Origin of the sequence: Halomonas litopenaei, assembly GCF_003045775.1 — a bacterium.
Lineage (GTDB): Bacteria > Pseudomonadota > Gammaproteobacteria > Pseudomonadales > Halomonadaceae > Halomonas > Halomonas litopenaei.
Genome location: NZ_PXNS01000015.1, coordinates 82,327 through 98,703, shown reverse-complemented (window position 1 = coordinate 98,703; position 16,377 = coordinate 82,327). Strand labels below are relative to the sequence as shown.

The following is a 16,377-nucleotide window of genomic DNA, read 5'->3' as shown; positions in this document are numbered from 1 at the left end:
TCGACTATGAGTAACAAGTCGATGCAATTTGCACGTTCGGGTTTTGGTCAAATCAAGATAACGGTATAATTTTGGAAACAAGGGAACAGCCTCGTTACCGATGGCGGTTGCACCCTTGCGTCGGCCCGGCATCACTCCGATACTTCGCGCTGAGCCCACCCCCTCATCGGACACCCCATGCTGTACAACTACGGGTCGATCAATCTCGACCATGTCTATCGCGTTCCCCATCTCGTTCGCCCGGGGGAAACCCTGGCGAGCCACGAGCACCGAGTCGGCCTTGGAGGCAAGGGAGCCAACCAGTCGCTCGCGCTGGCCAAGGCCGGTGGTCAGGTGGCTCACTGGGGTAGCCTGAATGCCCAGGATGGCTGGGCCCGCCAGCAGCTTGCCGATGCCGGGGTCGACGTCAATGGTATTGCCGAGGTGGCCGCGCCCTCCGGCCACGCCATCATCCAGGTCGACGACGGCGCAGAGAACGCCATCCTGCTGTTCCCCGGAGCCAACCACCACCACGCGGCCGACGACCTTTCCAGGCTGATGGAGGGCACTCAGGCCGGCGACTGGCTGCTGCTGCAGAATGAATGCAGCGCCCTGGCCGATGCCATCCGGCTCGGACATGAAAAGGGACTGAACATCGCCTTCAACCCGGCGCCGATGAGCGACGCCGTGCTGGACCTGCCGCTCGACCGGTGCGATCTCCTTTTCGTCAATCGGGGCGAGGCCGCCTGGCTGGCCGGTGTTGCAGAGGATACCGATGCCGACGCCTTGCTCACCGCCCTTTCCGAGCGCCTGCCCAGCACCCAACTGGTGCTGACGCTCGGAGGCGAAGGCGCCTGGCATCAGCACGGCGGACAACGCCAGTTCCAGGCGGCGAGTCGGGTCGAGGCGGTTGACACCACCGCCGCCGGGGACACCTTCATCGGCTACTACCTGGCCGCGATGCAGGAACAAAAGACCGTGGCGGATTGCCTGGCGCTGGCCTCCACCGCCGCCGCCCTCGGCGTTCAGCGCCAGGGCGCGGCTGCCAGCATTCCGACCCGCGACGAGGTCGACACAGCGCTGGCGAGCGGCCAGCACGCCATCCGTTGAGACCTTCAGGCCAATCACAGGAGCTTCCGTGAGCACCCCGATCATCTTCGATACCGACCCGGGCGTCGACGACGCCCAGGCCATCGCCATCGCCCTGCGCCATCCCGACATTGAGCTGCTCGGCATGACCACCACCTTCGGCAACGTCGACATCGAGACGGCGACCCACAATGCCCTGCTGCTCGGCGAGATCGCGGGCCAGCCAGTGCCAGTGGCCCAGGGCTCGGCCTGCCCCATGGTCAAACCTCGTCATCCGGCACCCAAGCATATCCATGGCGACAACGGCCTGGGCAATATCACCCTGCCCGAGGTCAAGGGACAGGCCGATGCTCGCAGCGCCGCCCAGTTTATCGTCGACACCGTGCGCCAGCGTCCGGGCGAGGTCAGCCTGGTGGCGGTCGGCCCGCTGGGCAACCTTGCCGCAGCGCTGCAGCTGGACCCCGAGATCACCCGCCTGGTCAAGCAGGTGGTCATCATGGGCGGCTCCATTCGCGAAGGCGGCAACGTCACCCCGGTGGCAGAAGCCAACATCTTCAACGATGCCCACGCCGCGCAGCGCGTACTGACCGCCGACTGGCCGCTGACCCTGGTGGGGCTCGACGTGACCCATCGCTGCATCCTGACGCCGGAACACATGGCCCGCATCGAGGCAGGCCAGGGCGAGCTCGGCAAGATTCTGGCCGGCAGCTACGACTTCTATCGCGCCTTCTATCGTGAAGCTCTCGGCATCGACGGCTGCTGCCCCCATGACAGTGTGGCCCTGGCCTGGCTACTGCGCCCGGACCTGTTCGAGACCACCCGCGGCCACCTGGGTGTGGTTACCGAAGGGCCGGCCGAGGGGCAGACCATCCTCGCGCCGGAAGGCAGAGGCTTTATCGCCGACCGCTGGTCACAGACACCCGTGGTCAACGTCTGCATGGGGGTAGACGGCAAGGCCGTCAGCGACTGGATCGCGGACACCCTGGCCTGAACGACTCAAGCCAGCAAAAAGCCCCGGGCGGGCACGACGGATAATGTCGAGGGACATTGTCGTGCCCGCCCGGGGCTCTTCTATCGCTGGATCCTTGAGGTCATGGCGCCAGCGGCGACGACCACGGGCGCTCTACACCGGGCTCTAGCCCGTCGTGAAATCCCTCGGCGGCTTATCCAGCGTTACCTCACGGGTGGTGACCTGGGTCACTTCGGCCTGCTCGGGCCCATATTCAAGCCAGTCGGCGACCCGTTCCACCGCGTCACGAGGTCCACACAGCAACACCTCGACACTGCCGTCCGGCAGGTTGCGCGCATACCCCGCAAGCCCCTCTGCCTCGGCTTGCTGCCTGGTGGCAAAGCGATAGCTCACGCCCTGTACTCGCCCTTCCACCAGGGCCTCCAGGCATAGGGTGTCATCGGACATCGTGGCTGCCTCCTGCTGCTCGTCCATTGGTTCCTCTCTGGCGACATCGGCCCCTTGAACCGTATCATCGACGCTGACCTCGTCATCTTCGTTGGCCTGACGGCTCTCCACCGTGCCAGCAGTCTCCGCTCCCCCTGCCTCCAGCTCCGCCTCATGCTGACGCTCGCGAGCCTCCTGCTCGAATTCCCGTTCTTCTTCGGCGCTCAACTGGGCACGCACGCTCTGCTGATCGAGCAGTTCCTGCTTGACCAGCACGGCGCTGTTGCGCGGGATGATGGGCTTGTGCCGGGCGAGTAGATGGACCTTGGTAAAGGCAGCACCAAACAGCAGGATCAGCGAGGAGTAGTAGACCCACAGCAACACCACCACCACCGACCCCGCCGCACCGTAGGTCGAGGCAGTCGCGTTGTAGGCCAGATAGAGCGCGATACCGGTACGCCCTATCGAGAACAGCAAGGCCGTGACAACCGCACCGACGATGACGTCGCGCCAGCGCAGCACCACGTCGGGCAACACCTTGAAGATGGTGGCAAAGAGCGCGGCGATCACGCCGATCGACACCAGCAGCTCCACCCCTCGTGTCAGCAGGCTGACGTAGGGCAGCACATCATCGGCGGCTTTCAGCGCCGCCCTGACGAAGACCCCGAGCCCCACTGACACCAGCAGGATAAAGCCGATCGCCAGCACGATCGTCAGTGACAGCATTCGATTCTTGACGAAGATCCACAGGCTGTTGCTGCTGGGGCGTGCCGCGACGCCCCAGATGGTGTTCAGCGAGAACTGCATCTGGCCGAACACCGTAGTGGCACCAACCGCCAGGGCGGCAAAACCCAGCAGCGTCGGCAACAGCCCGGACTCCTGGATCCGCGACTGGGCGACGGCATGCTCGATGGCGGTGGCCGCTTCGGGGCCCATGGTGCCCTGCAACTGGGCGAAGATTTGCCCCTGTGCCGCCTCCTCGCCCAGCACCACACCGATCACCGTCACCGCGATGATTACCGTCGGCGCCAGCGAAAACAGGGTATAGAACGCCAGCGAGCCGGCGTAGCTGAAGGCGTTGCGCTCGAGCCACAACGCCACCGAGCGACGCAGCACCCCCCACCAGAAGGCGAAAAACTGAATGATCATGGCGTTCCCTCGTCATTATCGTTGCTCTCAGCATACCTAACACCGACGGTATACGCAGGAACATGCGCCAACGCGACGCCCAGGCGCTGCCAGTTCATCATGACCAGATCGTCGCGAAGGGTTGATCGAGCCTCCTTCATCTAGCCTTACCGATCCAGCTCGGGAGCCTATCTGTTTGCGCCGGTCTGTTTGCACCGGTCTGTTTGCGCCTGCCAGTCGTCGCCACCATAATGGCGGCGACGTTTTCCAGGAGTCCTCCATGCCCACCGATCTGGCCACCTCTCCGCCGCAGACCGAGTTCGACTGCCTGGTGTTCATCGGACGCTTTCAGCCCCCGCACCTCGGCCATCTGGCGGTGATTCGGGCGGCCCTCAAGCAGGCCAGACAGGTCATCGTGCTGGTAGGCTCCGCCTGGCAGGCGCGCTCACTGCGCAACCCCTGGCGTTTTGACGAACGCCGCCAGATGCTGCGCAGCGCCTTCGACGAAGACGACAACGCTCGCCTCGAGATCGTGCCGCTGCTGGATGCGCTGTACAACGACGATGTCTGGGTACACGACGTCCAGCGCAAAGTGCGCGATCTAGCCCATCCCGAGAGCGCACGGTTACCACGCATCGGGCTGATCGGCGCCAGCCGCGGTCAGTCGAGCTACTACCTGTCACTGTTCCCCCAGTGGGAGTCGGTGAGCGTACCGCTGGTCGAAGCGATCTCCGCCAGCCAGATTCGTGAACGGCTATTTCGCTCCGAGGGCTCGGCGGTGGAGTATCTCTCCACCAACGCAAGCCACGATCTTCCACCGGGCGTGGTGGAACATATCCGCCGCTTCATGAGCGGCAAGCCCTACCGCCAGCTCGGCGAAGAACAGCAACTGCTCGACCAGTACCGCTCGGCCTGGGCCCAGGCACCCTACCCGCCGATCTTCGTCACCGTCTGTGCGGTTGTGGTGCAGTCGGGCCATGTGCTGCTGGTGCGGCGCACCTCGGCACCCGGCAAGGGACTCTATGCCCTGCCCGGGGGCTTTATCAGCGCCCAGGAACGACTGATGGACGCCTGCCTGCGCGAGCTGCGCGAACGCATTCGGCTGAAGGTGCCGGAGCCGGTACTCAAGGGATCACTACGCGGTCAACGGTTATTCGACGAGCCGCACCGAAGCTGGCGTGGGCGAACCCTGGCCGAAGCCTTCTATTTTGCCCTGAGACCAGATCAGAACCTGCCGAGGCTGAAGCCAGTCAAGGGTGGCGACCATGCCCGCTGGGTACCCCTGGCGGAACTCGAGCCAGAAAGCCTGTTCGAGGATCACTTCTTCATCATCCAGAACTTTCTCGGGCTGCCTGCCGATCGACGCTCCTGAGCCACACGGCAACATCCAACGGCGGTAACGACATGGCGGACAAGGGAAGCCCCCCGTCCGCCAAGTTTGCTGCTTGTGACGGCCTGGCTAACCGTCAATCGTGCTCGGTCAGCAGCGCCAGCGCCTCAAGCAGATTCGGGTTCAGGTCATTCGTCCGGTGATGGGCCCGACTGAGTTGCTCGCTGAACCCTTGCGCGGCAACAGGGGACGATGGCTCACTTTCACTCACGTCCAGCCGGACCTTGTCCAGGTCCAGCACCAGGCGATAGTGATGCGCTTTCCCTTCACTGCCTCGGCTATCGATATCCAGCGTCACCTTTTCCAGCGCCGCCGGCCGTTCGATCAGCAGCTGACCGATCGAGGGACGCTGGATCCAGTCCGGCAAGGCTCGGCCCCCGGGTAACGACACCTTGATGTCGCGTTGCCCTTCCGGCAGCTTGAGCCACGCCCGCTCGTTCTCGACCAGAGCCTCCAGCGTCGCTCGGCCATCGCTGCTTGCCCACGACGTCGCTCGCACCTCACCGGGATGAGCCAGCGACCTGGCCTCGTGCAGCATCGAGGAGTTCCAGGCACTGGATTCTCTCGGCTGATCCTTGTTTGCCACCTCCATTTCGGCGTCGGTCAGCGCCGAAATACCGTGTACCGCCGCTCTTACTGCCCCATCGGCAGACAGATCGGCAAGGCCACCAAGGCCTCCGTACTGATTGACCACCTCATCGACCATGCCATCGGCATGCATCAAGGGCCCTTCAGCATCCGACTCGACATCCTGCGACGAGACTTCGGGCGCACGGTCACCGATATAGAAGCTATCGAGGGGCTCCACCGTCACCGAGACGGTCACGTAGGTTACACCTCCCTGCCCGTCCGACACCGCGACGACAAAGCTGTCGCTGCCGAAGAATCCTGCTTCCGGCACATAGACGAAGGATCCATCCGGGTTCAGGGTAAGCTGACCGTGTCGAGGACCGTCATCCAGCGCGAAGGTGAGATCATCCCCCTCAACGTCCGATGCCACCACCTGACCAGAGGCGGCTTCACCGCTACCGGTGACGATAGGATCGGCACTGGCCACAGGGGCGTCATTGACCGGCTCAACCGAGACGGTGACTACAACGGTAGTGGTGGCACCGCTGGCGTCGGTCACGGTCACGCTGAAGCTGATATCGCCACTGACGTCGGGGTCGGGCACAAAGGTGAAGGTGCCATCCTCATTGAGCGTGACGCTGCCGCCGTCCGGTTGATGGTCGAGACGGAAGGTCAGGTCGTCATTGTCCACGTCGGTGGCGACGACGCGCCCCTCGACCGGGGTATCCTCGGTGGTGACGATGGGATCCACGCTGGCGACAGGGGCGTCGTTGGCGCCGAGAACGCTGATCGTCAGCGTCGCGGTGGAAACACTGCCATCGCTGTCGGTGATGGTGTAGCTGAAGGTCTCGGTGAGCGTCTGCCCCGGTTTGAGCGCGTCCACCACGGGGTTGCTGTTGTCCAGCGTATAGGAATAGCTGCCGTCCGCGTTCAGCACCAGGCTACCGTAACGGCCCTCCACCGGCTCGCCAACGCCGCCCTCGGGCGATGACTGACCTGACCCCACCGCCGTGACCCCGCCATCCACCGCAACGCCATCGACACCATAGTGGTCATTGAGGAGGACATTACCGCTGCAGTCGCTTCCCGGCTCTGAGCCTTCCTCGCTCACCTCACCGCGGTCATTGCCGGTGCCAGGACCATCGTCGATGATGGCGATGGCCAGGGTGCCAATGTTGTCGGTGGTCTCGCCCTCCACGTCGGTGACGCCGATGGCGAAGCTGTCGTTGACCGCGCCGCCGGAGTGATCGGCCCTCGAGGCCAGATGGTAGGTATAGCTCACCTCTCCGGTGGCGGGGTCGTAGTAGCGCAGCACCAGGGTGCCGTGATCGCCGGTCACCTCGATGGGATGGCTACCACAGTCCTTGAGCTGATCCAGGCTGATGGTGCTTCCCCCCAGGGTCAGGCTGGACAGACTGTCGGCTGGTCCGAGGGTAAAGGTGCCACTGTGGCTCAGGCCCAAGCCCTCGTGGCTGCCTCCTGTCAGACCGGCCTCGTCAACCGACCCATCGGTGGTGGCGTCGCCTGCTGAATCGCCCCCTCCTGGCTCACCGCCTCCATCCCCCAGCCCACCGACAGTCACCTTGTCGTCCACCGCCGTGACCGAAATGCTCAGGCTCGCGTCGGAGGTCGCGCCCCCATCGTCACTGACGGTGTAGGTGACCAGTGGCACCTCGCCGTTGTAGTTCAGCGCCGGCACGAAACGGTAGCTGCCATTGGCGCTGATGGTCAGCTCGCCGACGCCTTCGATGACGGCGGTCTGCCCTGCCAGGAAGGTTCCCTCGATACCATCGACACTGAAGCCCGTAACACTGAGGCTATCGCCCTCGATATCGCTATCGTTGGCCAGCAGGCCGTCTTCGGCGGCGACCGTCAGAGGCGTGTCCTCGGCGATCGTGGCCTGGTCGTTCTTGGCGGACGGCGCGTCATTGACCGGTGTCACCGAGACATCGACCTCCACCGTGACGGTGGCACCGGAAGGGTCGGTCACGGTGACGGTGAAGCTGGTGTCGCCGTTGAAGTTGGCATCCGGTGTAAAGGTGAAGTTACCTTTCTCATCGAGGGTAACGGTGCCACCCTCAGGCTGCGCATCCAGACTAAAGGTGAGCTCATCGTCATCGACGTCGGTGGCGATGATCTTGCCATCCACCGGAGTATCCTCGCTGGCGGTCACCTTTTCCGCAGAAGCTTCCGGCGCGTCGTTGGCGCCACGAATGGTGATCGTCAAGGTGGCGGTGGCGAGATCGCCGTCGGCGTCGCGGATCTGATAGCTGAACGTCTCAGTCAAGGTATCACCGACCTGGAGTCCATCCACATCACTATTGGTGTTGTCCAACGTATAGCTATAGCTGCCATCGGCGTTGAGGATCAGGCTGCCGTAGCTCCCTTCCAGCGGGACGCCGGTGGCCCCATCGAGACTTCCGGCTTCAACACCAACCGCAACCACCGCCCCATTGGCATCCGCACCATCGGCACCCGGACGATCATTGGCCCAGACGCTGCCGGCGCCGGCAGCACCGTCCTCGTCGACGGTACCGCTGTCATCGGTCGCACTCGGGGTGTCATCGATGATCTTGATCGCCAGGGTACCGGCATTGGCGGTGACCTCACCCTCCACGTCGGTCACGCTGATCATGAAGTCGTCGCTGACCGGCTCGTTGGCGTGATCTGCGTTTGAGGTCAGCAGATAGCGGTAGCTGACCGTACCGGTGGCGCGATCGTAGCCTTCGATGGTCAAGGTGCCGTAGCGGCCCTCGATCGCGATGGGTGACGACGCGCTGGCCTCGAGCTCGGCAAGGCTGATGCTGCGACTGCCCAGGGTAAAGCTCGCCAGGCTGTCCGCCGGCCCCAGGGTAAAGCTGCCGCTATGGCTCAGTCCGTTACCTTCATCGCTGCCCCCGGGCAGGCCGGCCTCGCTGACGGAGCCATCACTGATGTTGCCTCCCTCGCCGCCATCGTTCCCGTCGCCCAGGCCGCCCAGGTTGACCTGGTCGTCCACCGGCGTGACCGTGATGTCCAGGGTGGCGGTGCTGGTCCCACCCTCGCCATCGCTGACGGTGTAGGTGATCGTTGGCACCTTGCCGTGGTAGTTGAGTGCCGGTTCGAATCGCCAGGCACCATCGGCCTCCACCGTCAGCTTGCCGACACCATCGATGGTGACGGTCTCACCGACATCGATGCTCTCGCTCATGCCGTCGACGCGAACGTCCACGACCACCAGGCTGTCGTGATCGGTCTCGATGTCACTGTCGTTGTCGAGCAGACTAGGCAGACTGTCGTCGCTCGACGAGTCAAGCGGCGTGTCCTCGGGGGTACTGGCGGTCTCGCCGGTCACCTTCGGCGCATCATTGACCGCTTCCACCTTGACCGTGACCTCGACAGTGGTGGTACCGCCATTGCCATCGGAAACCGTGACCTTGAAGGTGATATCGCCATTGACGTTGTCGTCGGGGGTGAAGGTGAAAGTGCCATCGTCGTTGAGCGTAACCTTGCCCCCGTCTGGCTGCGCGACCAGATCGAAGCTGAGGTCATCTCCTTCAACGTCACTGGCCTCGATGGTACCGCTGACCGGGGTATCCTCCTGGGTCGTCAATGCATCGACGCTGGCCGTCGGCGCGTCGTTGGCCCCCTCGATGGTGATGGTCAGAGTTGCGGTGGACGTGCTGCCGTCGGCGTCGGTGATCTGATAGCTGAATATCTCGGTCAGCGAACCACCCGATTTGAGGCTATCGACCTCCGTATTGGTGTTGTCCAGGGTGTAGGTATAGCTGCCGTCGGCGGCCAGGGTCAGACTGCCGTATTTGCCGACAACCTCGCTACCGACACCGTCTGAGCTGACGCTGGAGCCCGGGCCCGTCGCCGTCACCGTGACGTCTCCATCGGCGCCCTCGCGGTCATTGGTCAATACACTACCGGTGCCGGCATCGCCGTCCTCGGCGACGCTGACCTTGTCCTTGGCGGCGATGGGAGCATCGTCGAGAATCTCGATCATCAAGGCCTTGGGGCAATCCCGGGTCGAATTTTCAAGTTGGTCTGTCATGACCACGTCGACGCTATCGAACACTCGCTCTCCACCATGCTCAGCCGCTTCTGTCAGCACGAACCGATAGAGCACGGTGTTTTCCCGCACGTCGGTGCCGTCGCCTAGCTGGTAGCCGATAATCTCGAAATAGCCGTGATCGGTCTCGATGCGTACCGAGGGGTTGTCGGCGGACAACGCCGCCAACTCGCTCGGAGTGAAGCTCGTGCCACCGATGGTCAGGGTTGCGAGCTGCTGCGTCACCCGGTCCACCACCGAGAATGATCCTTCGTAGATCACCTCACCCGAGTCTCCAGGGTCTGTGCCGGTGGCGCCATCCGTGTTGAGTTGAGCTTCGTCTACCTCGCCCCCTTCCGTGCCAACCACCGCCGTCGTGCCGTAGATGCGGATGGTCAGGGTGGCGGTGGCCGTATCTCCGTCAGGATCGGTGATCTGGTAGGTAAAGGTGTCTGAAACGTGTCGCCCGGCAGCCAGCCACTTGACCGTGTCCGAGTCGAAATCGGGTACATAGCGGTAGCTGCCGTCGGCGTTCAAGACAAGGGTGCCGTATTCGCCCTGAAGCCCCTGTCCGATATGGGACGCCGACGGCCCATCTGATCCTGCACCCACTGCACTGACCGTGCCACCGTCACCGCCCAGGAGATCGGCGTCACCGTCCATGGCATCGGGATCGTCGCCTCCGTCGCCGGTCAAGACGTTTCCATCGGCGATGCTGCTGGGTTGATTCGGCTTGTTGATCGTGTCGTCGACGTCGTTCACGGCCTTCGGTGCATCATCGAGTATGGCGATCGACAGGGTACCGGCATCCGCGGTGACGTCACCGTCGACGTCGGTGACGGCGATCGCAAAATCGTCACTGACAGGCCCCTGGCTATGGTCGGCGTGTGCCGTGAGGGTATAGATATAGCGGACCGTGCCACTGGCCCTGTCGTAGCCATTGATCACCAGCTCGCCGTGGCCACCCTGGATCCTGATCGGCGTACCGGCACTGTTGACCAGCTGGTCAAGCGTCAAGGTGGTTCCGCCAAGGCTGATACTGGCGAGGCTGTCCGCCGGTCCCAGGGTGAAGCTGCCGGTATGGGAGACGCCACTACCCAGGGTACCGGTCCCCCCCGCCAGGCCTGACTCGCTGACCTGTCCATCGTTGGCACCATCACCGTCAGCACTACCATCGCCCAGGCCACCGACGGTGACCTTGTCGTCGACCGCCTCGACGCTGAGCTGGAGCGTTCCGGTGGTAGTTCCGCCGGCACCATCGCTGACGCTGTAGCTGATCTTGGGCACGTCACCGTGGTAGTTCAGCGCCGGCTCGAAGCGGTAGGACCCATCGGCGTTCAAGGTGAATTTGCCGACGCCCTCGATGGCGACCGTCTCGCCCGGCTCGAAGGTTCCCGTCACGCCCTCGATGGTAAAGCCGCTGACGCTGAGACTGTCACCATCCACATCGCTGTCGTTGGCCAGTACCCCACTGTCCTTGTTCACCACAAGGGGGGTGTCTTCACTCGTGCTGTTGGTGTCCGGGGTGGCCACAGGAGTATCGTTGACCGGCGTCACCGTCACCGTAACTTCCACCGTGGTGGTACCGCCGTGACCGTCGTCTACCGTAACGCTGAAGCTGACGTCACCGTTGACGTTGGCGTCGGGGGTAAAGGTGAAGCTGCCGTTTTCATTGAGCGTGACCGTGCCCCCGTCCGGCTGGGCCACCAGATCGAAGGACAGCGAATCCCCATCCACGTCGCTGGCCGTGATCTGGCCGTCGACCGGCGTGTCTTCAGGCGTGGATATCGCATCCACGCTGGCCACAGGGGCATCGTTCGCGCCCATGATGGTGATGGTCAGGGTCGCTGTACTGGTATCACCATCGGCATCGATGATCTGATAGATAAAGACCTCGGTCAGGTTCGCCCCCACCGCCAGCGCGTTCACCTCACTGTTCGTGCTATCGAGTTTGTAGAGGTAGTTGCCGTTGGCATCCAGGATCAGGCTACCGTAACTGCCGGCGACGCTGCTGCCGACACCGCCGCTCGGCGACGCCTCACCGCTGCCCACCGCGTTGACCAGCCCCTTGCTGGGGGCGCCATCGGCTCCTGCCAGGTCGTTGCCAATGACCGAGCCGCTGATGTTGCCACCGTCCTCCACGGCCTGACCGGTATCGGCCTTGGCCACCGGTGCATCGTCGATGACGGCGATGGTCAGAGTGCCCGCATTGGCGGTGACATCTCCTTCGACGTCGGTCACCCCAATGACGAAGCTTTCGTGGACCGCACCATCGCCATGGCTGGCATTGGTGGTCAGCGTGAAGGTGTAGCTGACGATACCGGTCTTCTGGTCGTAGCCGGTAATGGTCAGCAGACCATGGGTGCCGTTGATCTTGATCGGGGTGGTGGCGCTGGCTTCCAGTTGCGCCCGAGTAATCGATGTAGTGCCAATGGACAGGCTTGCCAGACTATCGGCGGGCCCCAGCGTGAAGCTGCCGCTGTGGGATATCCCGCCGCCCGCCACATCCGAGCCACCGGTCAGGCCCGACTCCTTGACAGAGCCGTCGGTCATGGCGTTGCCGTCACTGCCATCGTTGCCATCGCCAAGCCCGCCCAGGCTGACCTCGTCATCCACCGGCTTGACTGTGATAGCCAGCGCACCGCTGGTGGTCCCGCCATTACCGTCACTGACGCTGTAGGTGACCTTCGGCACGCTGCCGTTGTAGTTGGTCGCCGGCACGAAGGTATAGGAACCGTCGGCGTTCAGGGTCAGGGTCCCCACCCCGGCAATGGTGGCGGTTTCGCCCGCCTTGAAGCTGCCCGTCATGCCCTCGACACTGAAGCCGCTGACGCTCAGGCTATCGCCTTCCACATCAGTATCGTTGGCCAGTACGCCCTTGTCCTTGGCGACCTCGAGTGTCGTGTCTTCGTTGGTCTCGGCCTTGTCATCCACCACCGTCGGGGCGTCATTGACCGGCGTCACCGTGACGCTGACCTCGACAGTGACGGTGCCTCCGTTGCCGTCGGAGACGGTTACGCTGAAGGTAATGTCACCATTGACGTTGGCGTCGGGAATGAAGGTAAAACTGCCATCCTCACTCAGGCTGACGGTACCGCCTTCCGGCTGGGCGACCAGATCAAAGGACAGGTTATCGCCATCCACGTCCTCGGCCACGATGCTGCCGTCCACCGGCGTATCTTCCGATGTGGTCAAGGCGTCGACCGACGCGGTCGGTGCATCGTTGGCCCCCTTGATGGTGATGGTCAGGGTGGCGGTGCTGGTATCGCCGTCGGCGTCGATGATCTGGTAGCTGTAGGTTTCGGTCAGGGTCTCGCCCTGCTGCAGGGCATTGACCATGGCGTTGGTGTTGTCCAGCGCATAGACATAGCTGCCATCGGCGTTGAGTGTCAGGGTGCCGAAGCTGCCCACAAGGGCGCTGCCGACGCTTCCCCCATCGATGGATTCGGCAACACCCACCTTTGACACCTTGCTGCCATCGGCGCCCTGCCGGTCGTTGCTCAGAACGTTGCCTGTGGAGGCGGCGCCGTCCTCGGTCACCGAACCGGTATCGGCGGTGGCCGACGGCGCATCATCGGTGATGCGGATCGACAGGGTACCGATACCCTTGGTGATATCTCCCTCGACATCGGTCACATCGATGGCAAAGCTGTCCTTCACCGCACCACTTGAGTGGTCGGCGGCGGAGGTCAGGGTGTAGCGATAGCTCAGCGTCCCGGTCTGGCGATCATAGCCCTTGATCGTCAGGATCCCGTGGCTGCCGGTCACCTTGATCGGCGTCGTGGCACTGGCCTCGAGCTGGGCCAGCGTTATGGTTGAACCACCCAGGGTAAAGCTCGCCAGGCTGTCCGCCGGACCCAGCGTAAAGGTGCCGTCGTGGGTCAGTCCTGTGCCGTCGGCATCGACCAACCCTGACTCCTTGACCTCTCCGTCGACGCCGTCCCCGCCATCACCGAGCCCGCCCACCGACACGCTATCGTCGACCGAATCGACCGTGATGCTGAGGGTGGCGGTGTCGCTGACGTGCCCGTCGCTGAGCACATAGGTCACCTTGGGTACGCTGCCATGGTAGTTGAGCGCGGGATCGAAGCGGTAGGAACCATCGGCGTTCAAGGTCAGGGTCCCCACCCCGGCAATGGTGGCGGTTTCCCCCGCCGTGAAAGTGCCCGTCAGCCCCTCGACGCTGAAGCTTGCCACCGACAAGGCATCGCCATCGATATCACTGTCATTACTCAGCACGCCCTCGTCCTTGCCAACGATCAAGGGGGTGTCCTCCGCTGTGCTGGCGCTGTCGTCTGACGCGACCGGCACATCATTGACCGCACTAACCTTGACCGTCACCTCTACCTGGGTCTTGCCGCTGTGGCCGTCATCCACCGTGACGCTGAAGGTGATGTCGCCGTTGACGTTGGCGTCCGGCACGAAGGTGAAGGCGCCGGTGTCCTCGTCGAGGGTGACGGTTCCCCCCTCGGGCTGAGCATCAAGGGTAAAGCTCAAGGAGTCACCATCAGGGTCCTCGCCGACGATGGTGCCCGTGGTCTCGCCGTCCTCTGCACACTTGGCGGTGATATCCTCCGCTGTCGGGGCGTCGTTGGCGCCCTTGATGGTGATGGTCAGGGTCGCCGTGCTGGTATCGCCGTCAGCGTCGGTGATCTGATAGGTAAAGGTCTCGGTGAGGGTTTGCCCCTTCTGCAGGCCGTTGACCGTAGCGTTGGCGTTGTCCAGGGTGTAGAGGTACTTGCCACTGGCGTCCATCACCAGGCTACCGTAGTCACCGGCAATGCTGCTGCCCACACCCCCCGAAGGCGCAGCCTCGCCCTTGCCGACCGCGCTGAGTGCACCGCTGTCGGCGGCCCCATCGGCCCCCAGGGTGTCATTGGAAACGACATTGCCCGTCAGCGAACTGCCGCCGCTGGCGTCCTCGTCGACGCTGCCCTGGTCTGCCTTGGCGGTCGATACGTCATCGACCACCAGGATGGCCAGCGTGCCTGCGTTGTAGGTCTCGTCGCCATCGCTGTCGGTGGTGCCGATGGTAAAGCTGTCCAGAACCGGATCCGACCGATGATCGGCGACCGACGACAGCACGTAGCGGTAGGACACGACCCCGGTATCGCTGTCATAGCCGTTAATCGACAGCTCACCGTAGCTACCCGTGATGGTGATCGCGGTGGTGCCACTGGCCTCCAGCTGTGCCCGGGTTATCATCGTGACACCGATGGTCAGGCTGTCGAGGCTCGAGGCAGGCCCCAGGGTAAAGGAGCCCGTGTGCACACTACCACTGCCGCCGGCGGCAGAGCCCCCGGTCAAGGCCGATTCGTTGACGCTGCCATCGCTGCCGTCGCTGCCATCCCCGAGGCCGCCAAGTGACACGCTGTCTTCCACCGAGGCAACCGTAATGGTCAGGGACCCGCTGGAGGTCCCGCCCTTGCCGTCGCTGACGGTGTAGGTGATCTCCGGGACACTGCCGTGGTAGTTGGGCGCCGGAGTAAAGCTGTAGGAGCCATCTGCGTTGAGCGTTAGCGTCCCCTTGCCGGGGATGCTGGCGGTCTCACCCGCGGTGAAGCTGCCGGTGACGCCGGCCACGCTGAAACCGGAGACGACCAGACTATCCCCTTCCACATCGCTGTCATTGGCCAGAAGTCCTTCGCTCACGTCGACACTCAGCGTCTCGTCTTCCTTGGCATCGCCCTTGTCGTTGGTGACCACAGGGGCATCATTGACGGCGGTTACCGTAATCGTGAGCGTCGAACTGGCGTAGCCTCCGGATCCCTTCAGGGTGTAGCTGATGATCGGCAGTGCACCGAAGAAGTTCGCCACCGGATCGAACCGGTAGGAGCCATCCTTGGCCAGCGTCAGCTTGCCGATGACATTGCCGTCACTGTCCTTGACGGTATTGGCCAGCCCCAGCACCAGGGCGGTATCGGCCACGCCGTCGCCGTCGGTGTCGATGGCCGCCGAGGCGATTTCGGTGGCCCCCGCCAGGGTATCGTTGGTCAACAAGCCCTTATCCTTGGCGACCACCAGCGCCACGTCCTCATTGGTCTTCCCGGCGTCTTCTACCGCCGTCGGCGGACCGATGCTGTCGCGATAGTCCAGGTCGAAACCGGGGGGTGAGGCGTCGCTGCCATCTGCTGCGATATCATCGTCGCTGTCAGAGAGCGCAAAGTTGCCGTCAACAAGGTTCTCATCATTGGCATCAAAGCCATCGTTGGCGTCCGATCCCTCGAAGATGTCGAGGAGCCCGTCGCCGTCGGTATCGGTGCTGTCACTGACCGACGTTGCGCCATCGTCGCGCTCGGCGATATCCAGCTTGCCGTCGTTGTCGGAGTCACTGTCGAGGTAGTCTACTGTGCTGTCGCCATCGGTATCGACCGGCGTCAGCCCCTTGCTGGCCGTAGCGGTGGTATTGCTGGTGTCCTTGTCGTAGGCGTCATCGAGTCCGTCCTTGTCGACATCGGTGCCAGTGGGCTTTATATAATCCTGGGTCGTCTGCGACTCGACATTGTCGGTGATGCCATCATTGTCGCTGTCGATATCCAGGTGATCAAAGACACCGTCTTTATCACTGTCCCTGTAAGCCGCATGATTGCCGGAACTGGCGAGCCCCAATTCCCTTAGCTGAAGCTTATACCCCGCTATCGAGGGTCCTGTTTCATGGGTACTCGTGATAACAACTTCAAACCGGAGAACGCCGCGATACACGTGACTAAAGTTATAAATATCGTGCGTACTCGTGTTATCACAACCAATATTGGCTAAAACTTCCTCGCCCAGCAGCCCATCCTTCCC

The 16,377-nt window shown here is 63.2% G+C and carries 5 protein-coding genes and 1 pseudogene; 3 read left to right on the top strand and 3 right to left on the bottom strand.

Annotated elements, in window-relative coordinates; all coding sequences use genetic code 11:
* Positions 1-177: 177 nt before the first annotated feature.
* Both C6W88_RS18970 and C6W88_RS18965 read left to right on the top strand, forming a co-directional pair.
* Positions 178-1,089, top strand: coding sequence for a ribokinase (locus tag C6W88_RS18970; protein ID WP_108133596.1), 912 nt, complete (start codon positions 178-180; stop codon positions 1,087-1,089).
* A 28-nt stretch (positions 1,090-1,117) separates the two neighbouring features.
* Positions 1,118-2,059, top strand: coding sequence for a nucleoside hydrolase (locus C6W88_RS18965; RefSeq protein WP_045994964.1), 942 nt, complete (start codon positions 1,118-1,120; stop codon positions 2,057-2,059).
* Between the two features lie 144 nt (positions 2,060-2,203).
* On the opposite strand, the gene yccX is transcribed toward C6W88_RS18965, so the two are convergent.
* Positions 2,204-2,485: an acylphosphatase gene (gene yccX / locus C6W88_RS21720; protein ID WP_197037157.1), complete on the bottom strand. Its 282-nt coding sequence runs from the start codon at positions 2,483-2,485 to the stop codon at positions 2,204-2,206.
* A gap of 231 nt (positions 2,486-2,716) precedes the next feature.
* A pseudogene (locus C6W88_RS21715) lies at positions 2,717-3,613 on the bottom strand (YihY/virulence factor BrkB family protein); the annotation flags it as partial.
* A gap of 259 nt (positions 3,614-3,872) precedes the next feature.
* Between C6W88_RS21715 and C6W88_RS18955 the strand changes: the two are divergent.
* Positions 3,873-4,964, top strand: coding sequence for a bifunctional nicotinamide-nucleotide adenylyltransferase/Nudix hydroxylase (locus C6W88_RS18955; RefSeq protein ID WP_045994963.1), 1,092 nt, complete (start codon positions 3,873-3,875; stop codon positions 4,962-4,964).
* A 94-nt stretch (positions 4,965-5,058) separates the two neighbouring features.
* On the opposite strand, the gene C6W88_RS18950 is transcribed toward C6W88_RS18955, so the two are convergent.
* Positions 5,059-16,197, bottom strand: coding sequence for a cadherin-like domain-containing protein (locus C6W88_RS18950; RefSeq protein WP_181248677.1), 11,139 nt, complete (start codon positions 16,195-16,197; stop codon positions 5,059-5,061).
* Positions 16,198-16,377 lie beyond the last annotated feature (180 nt).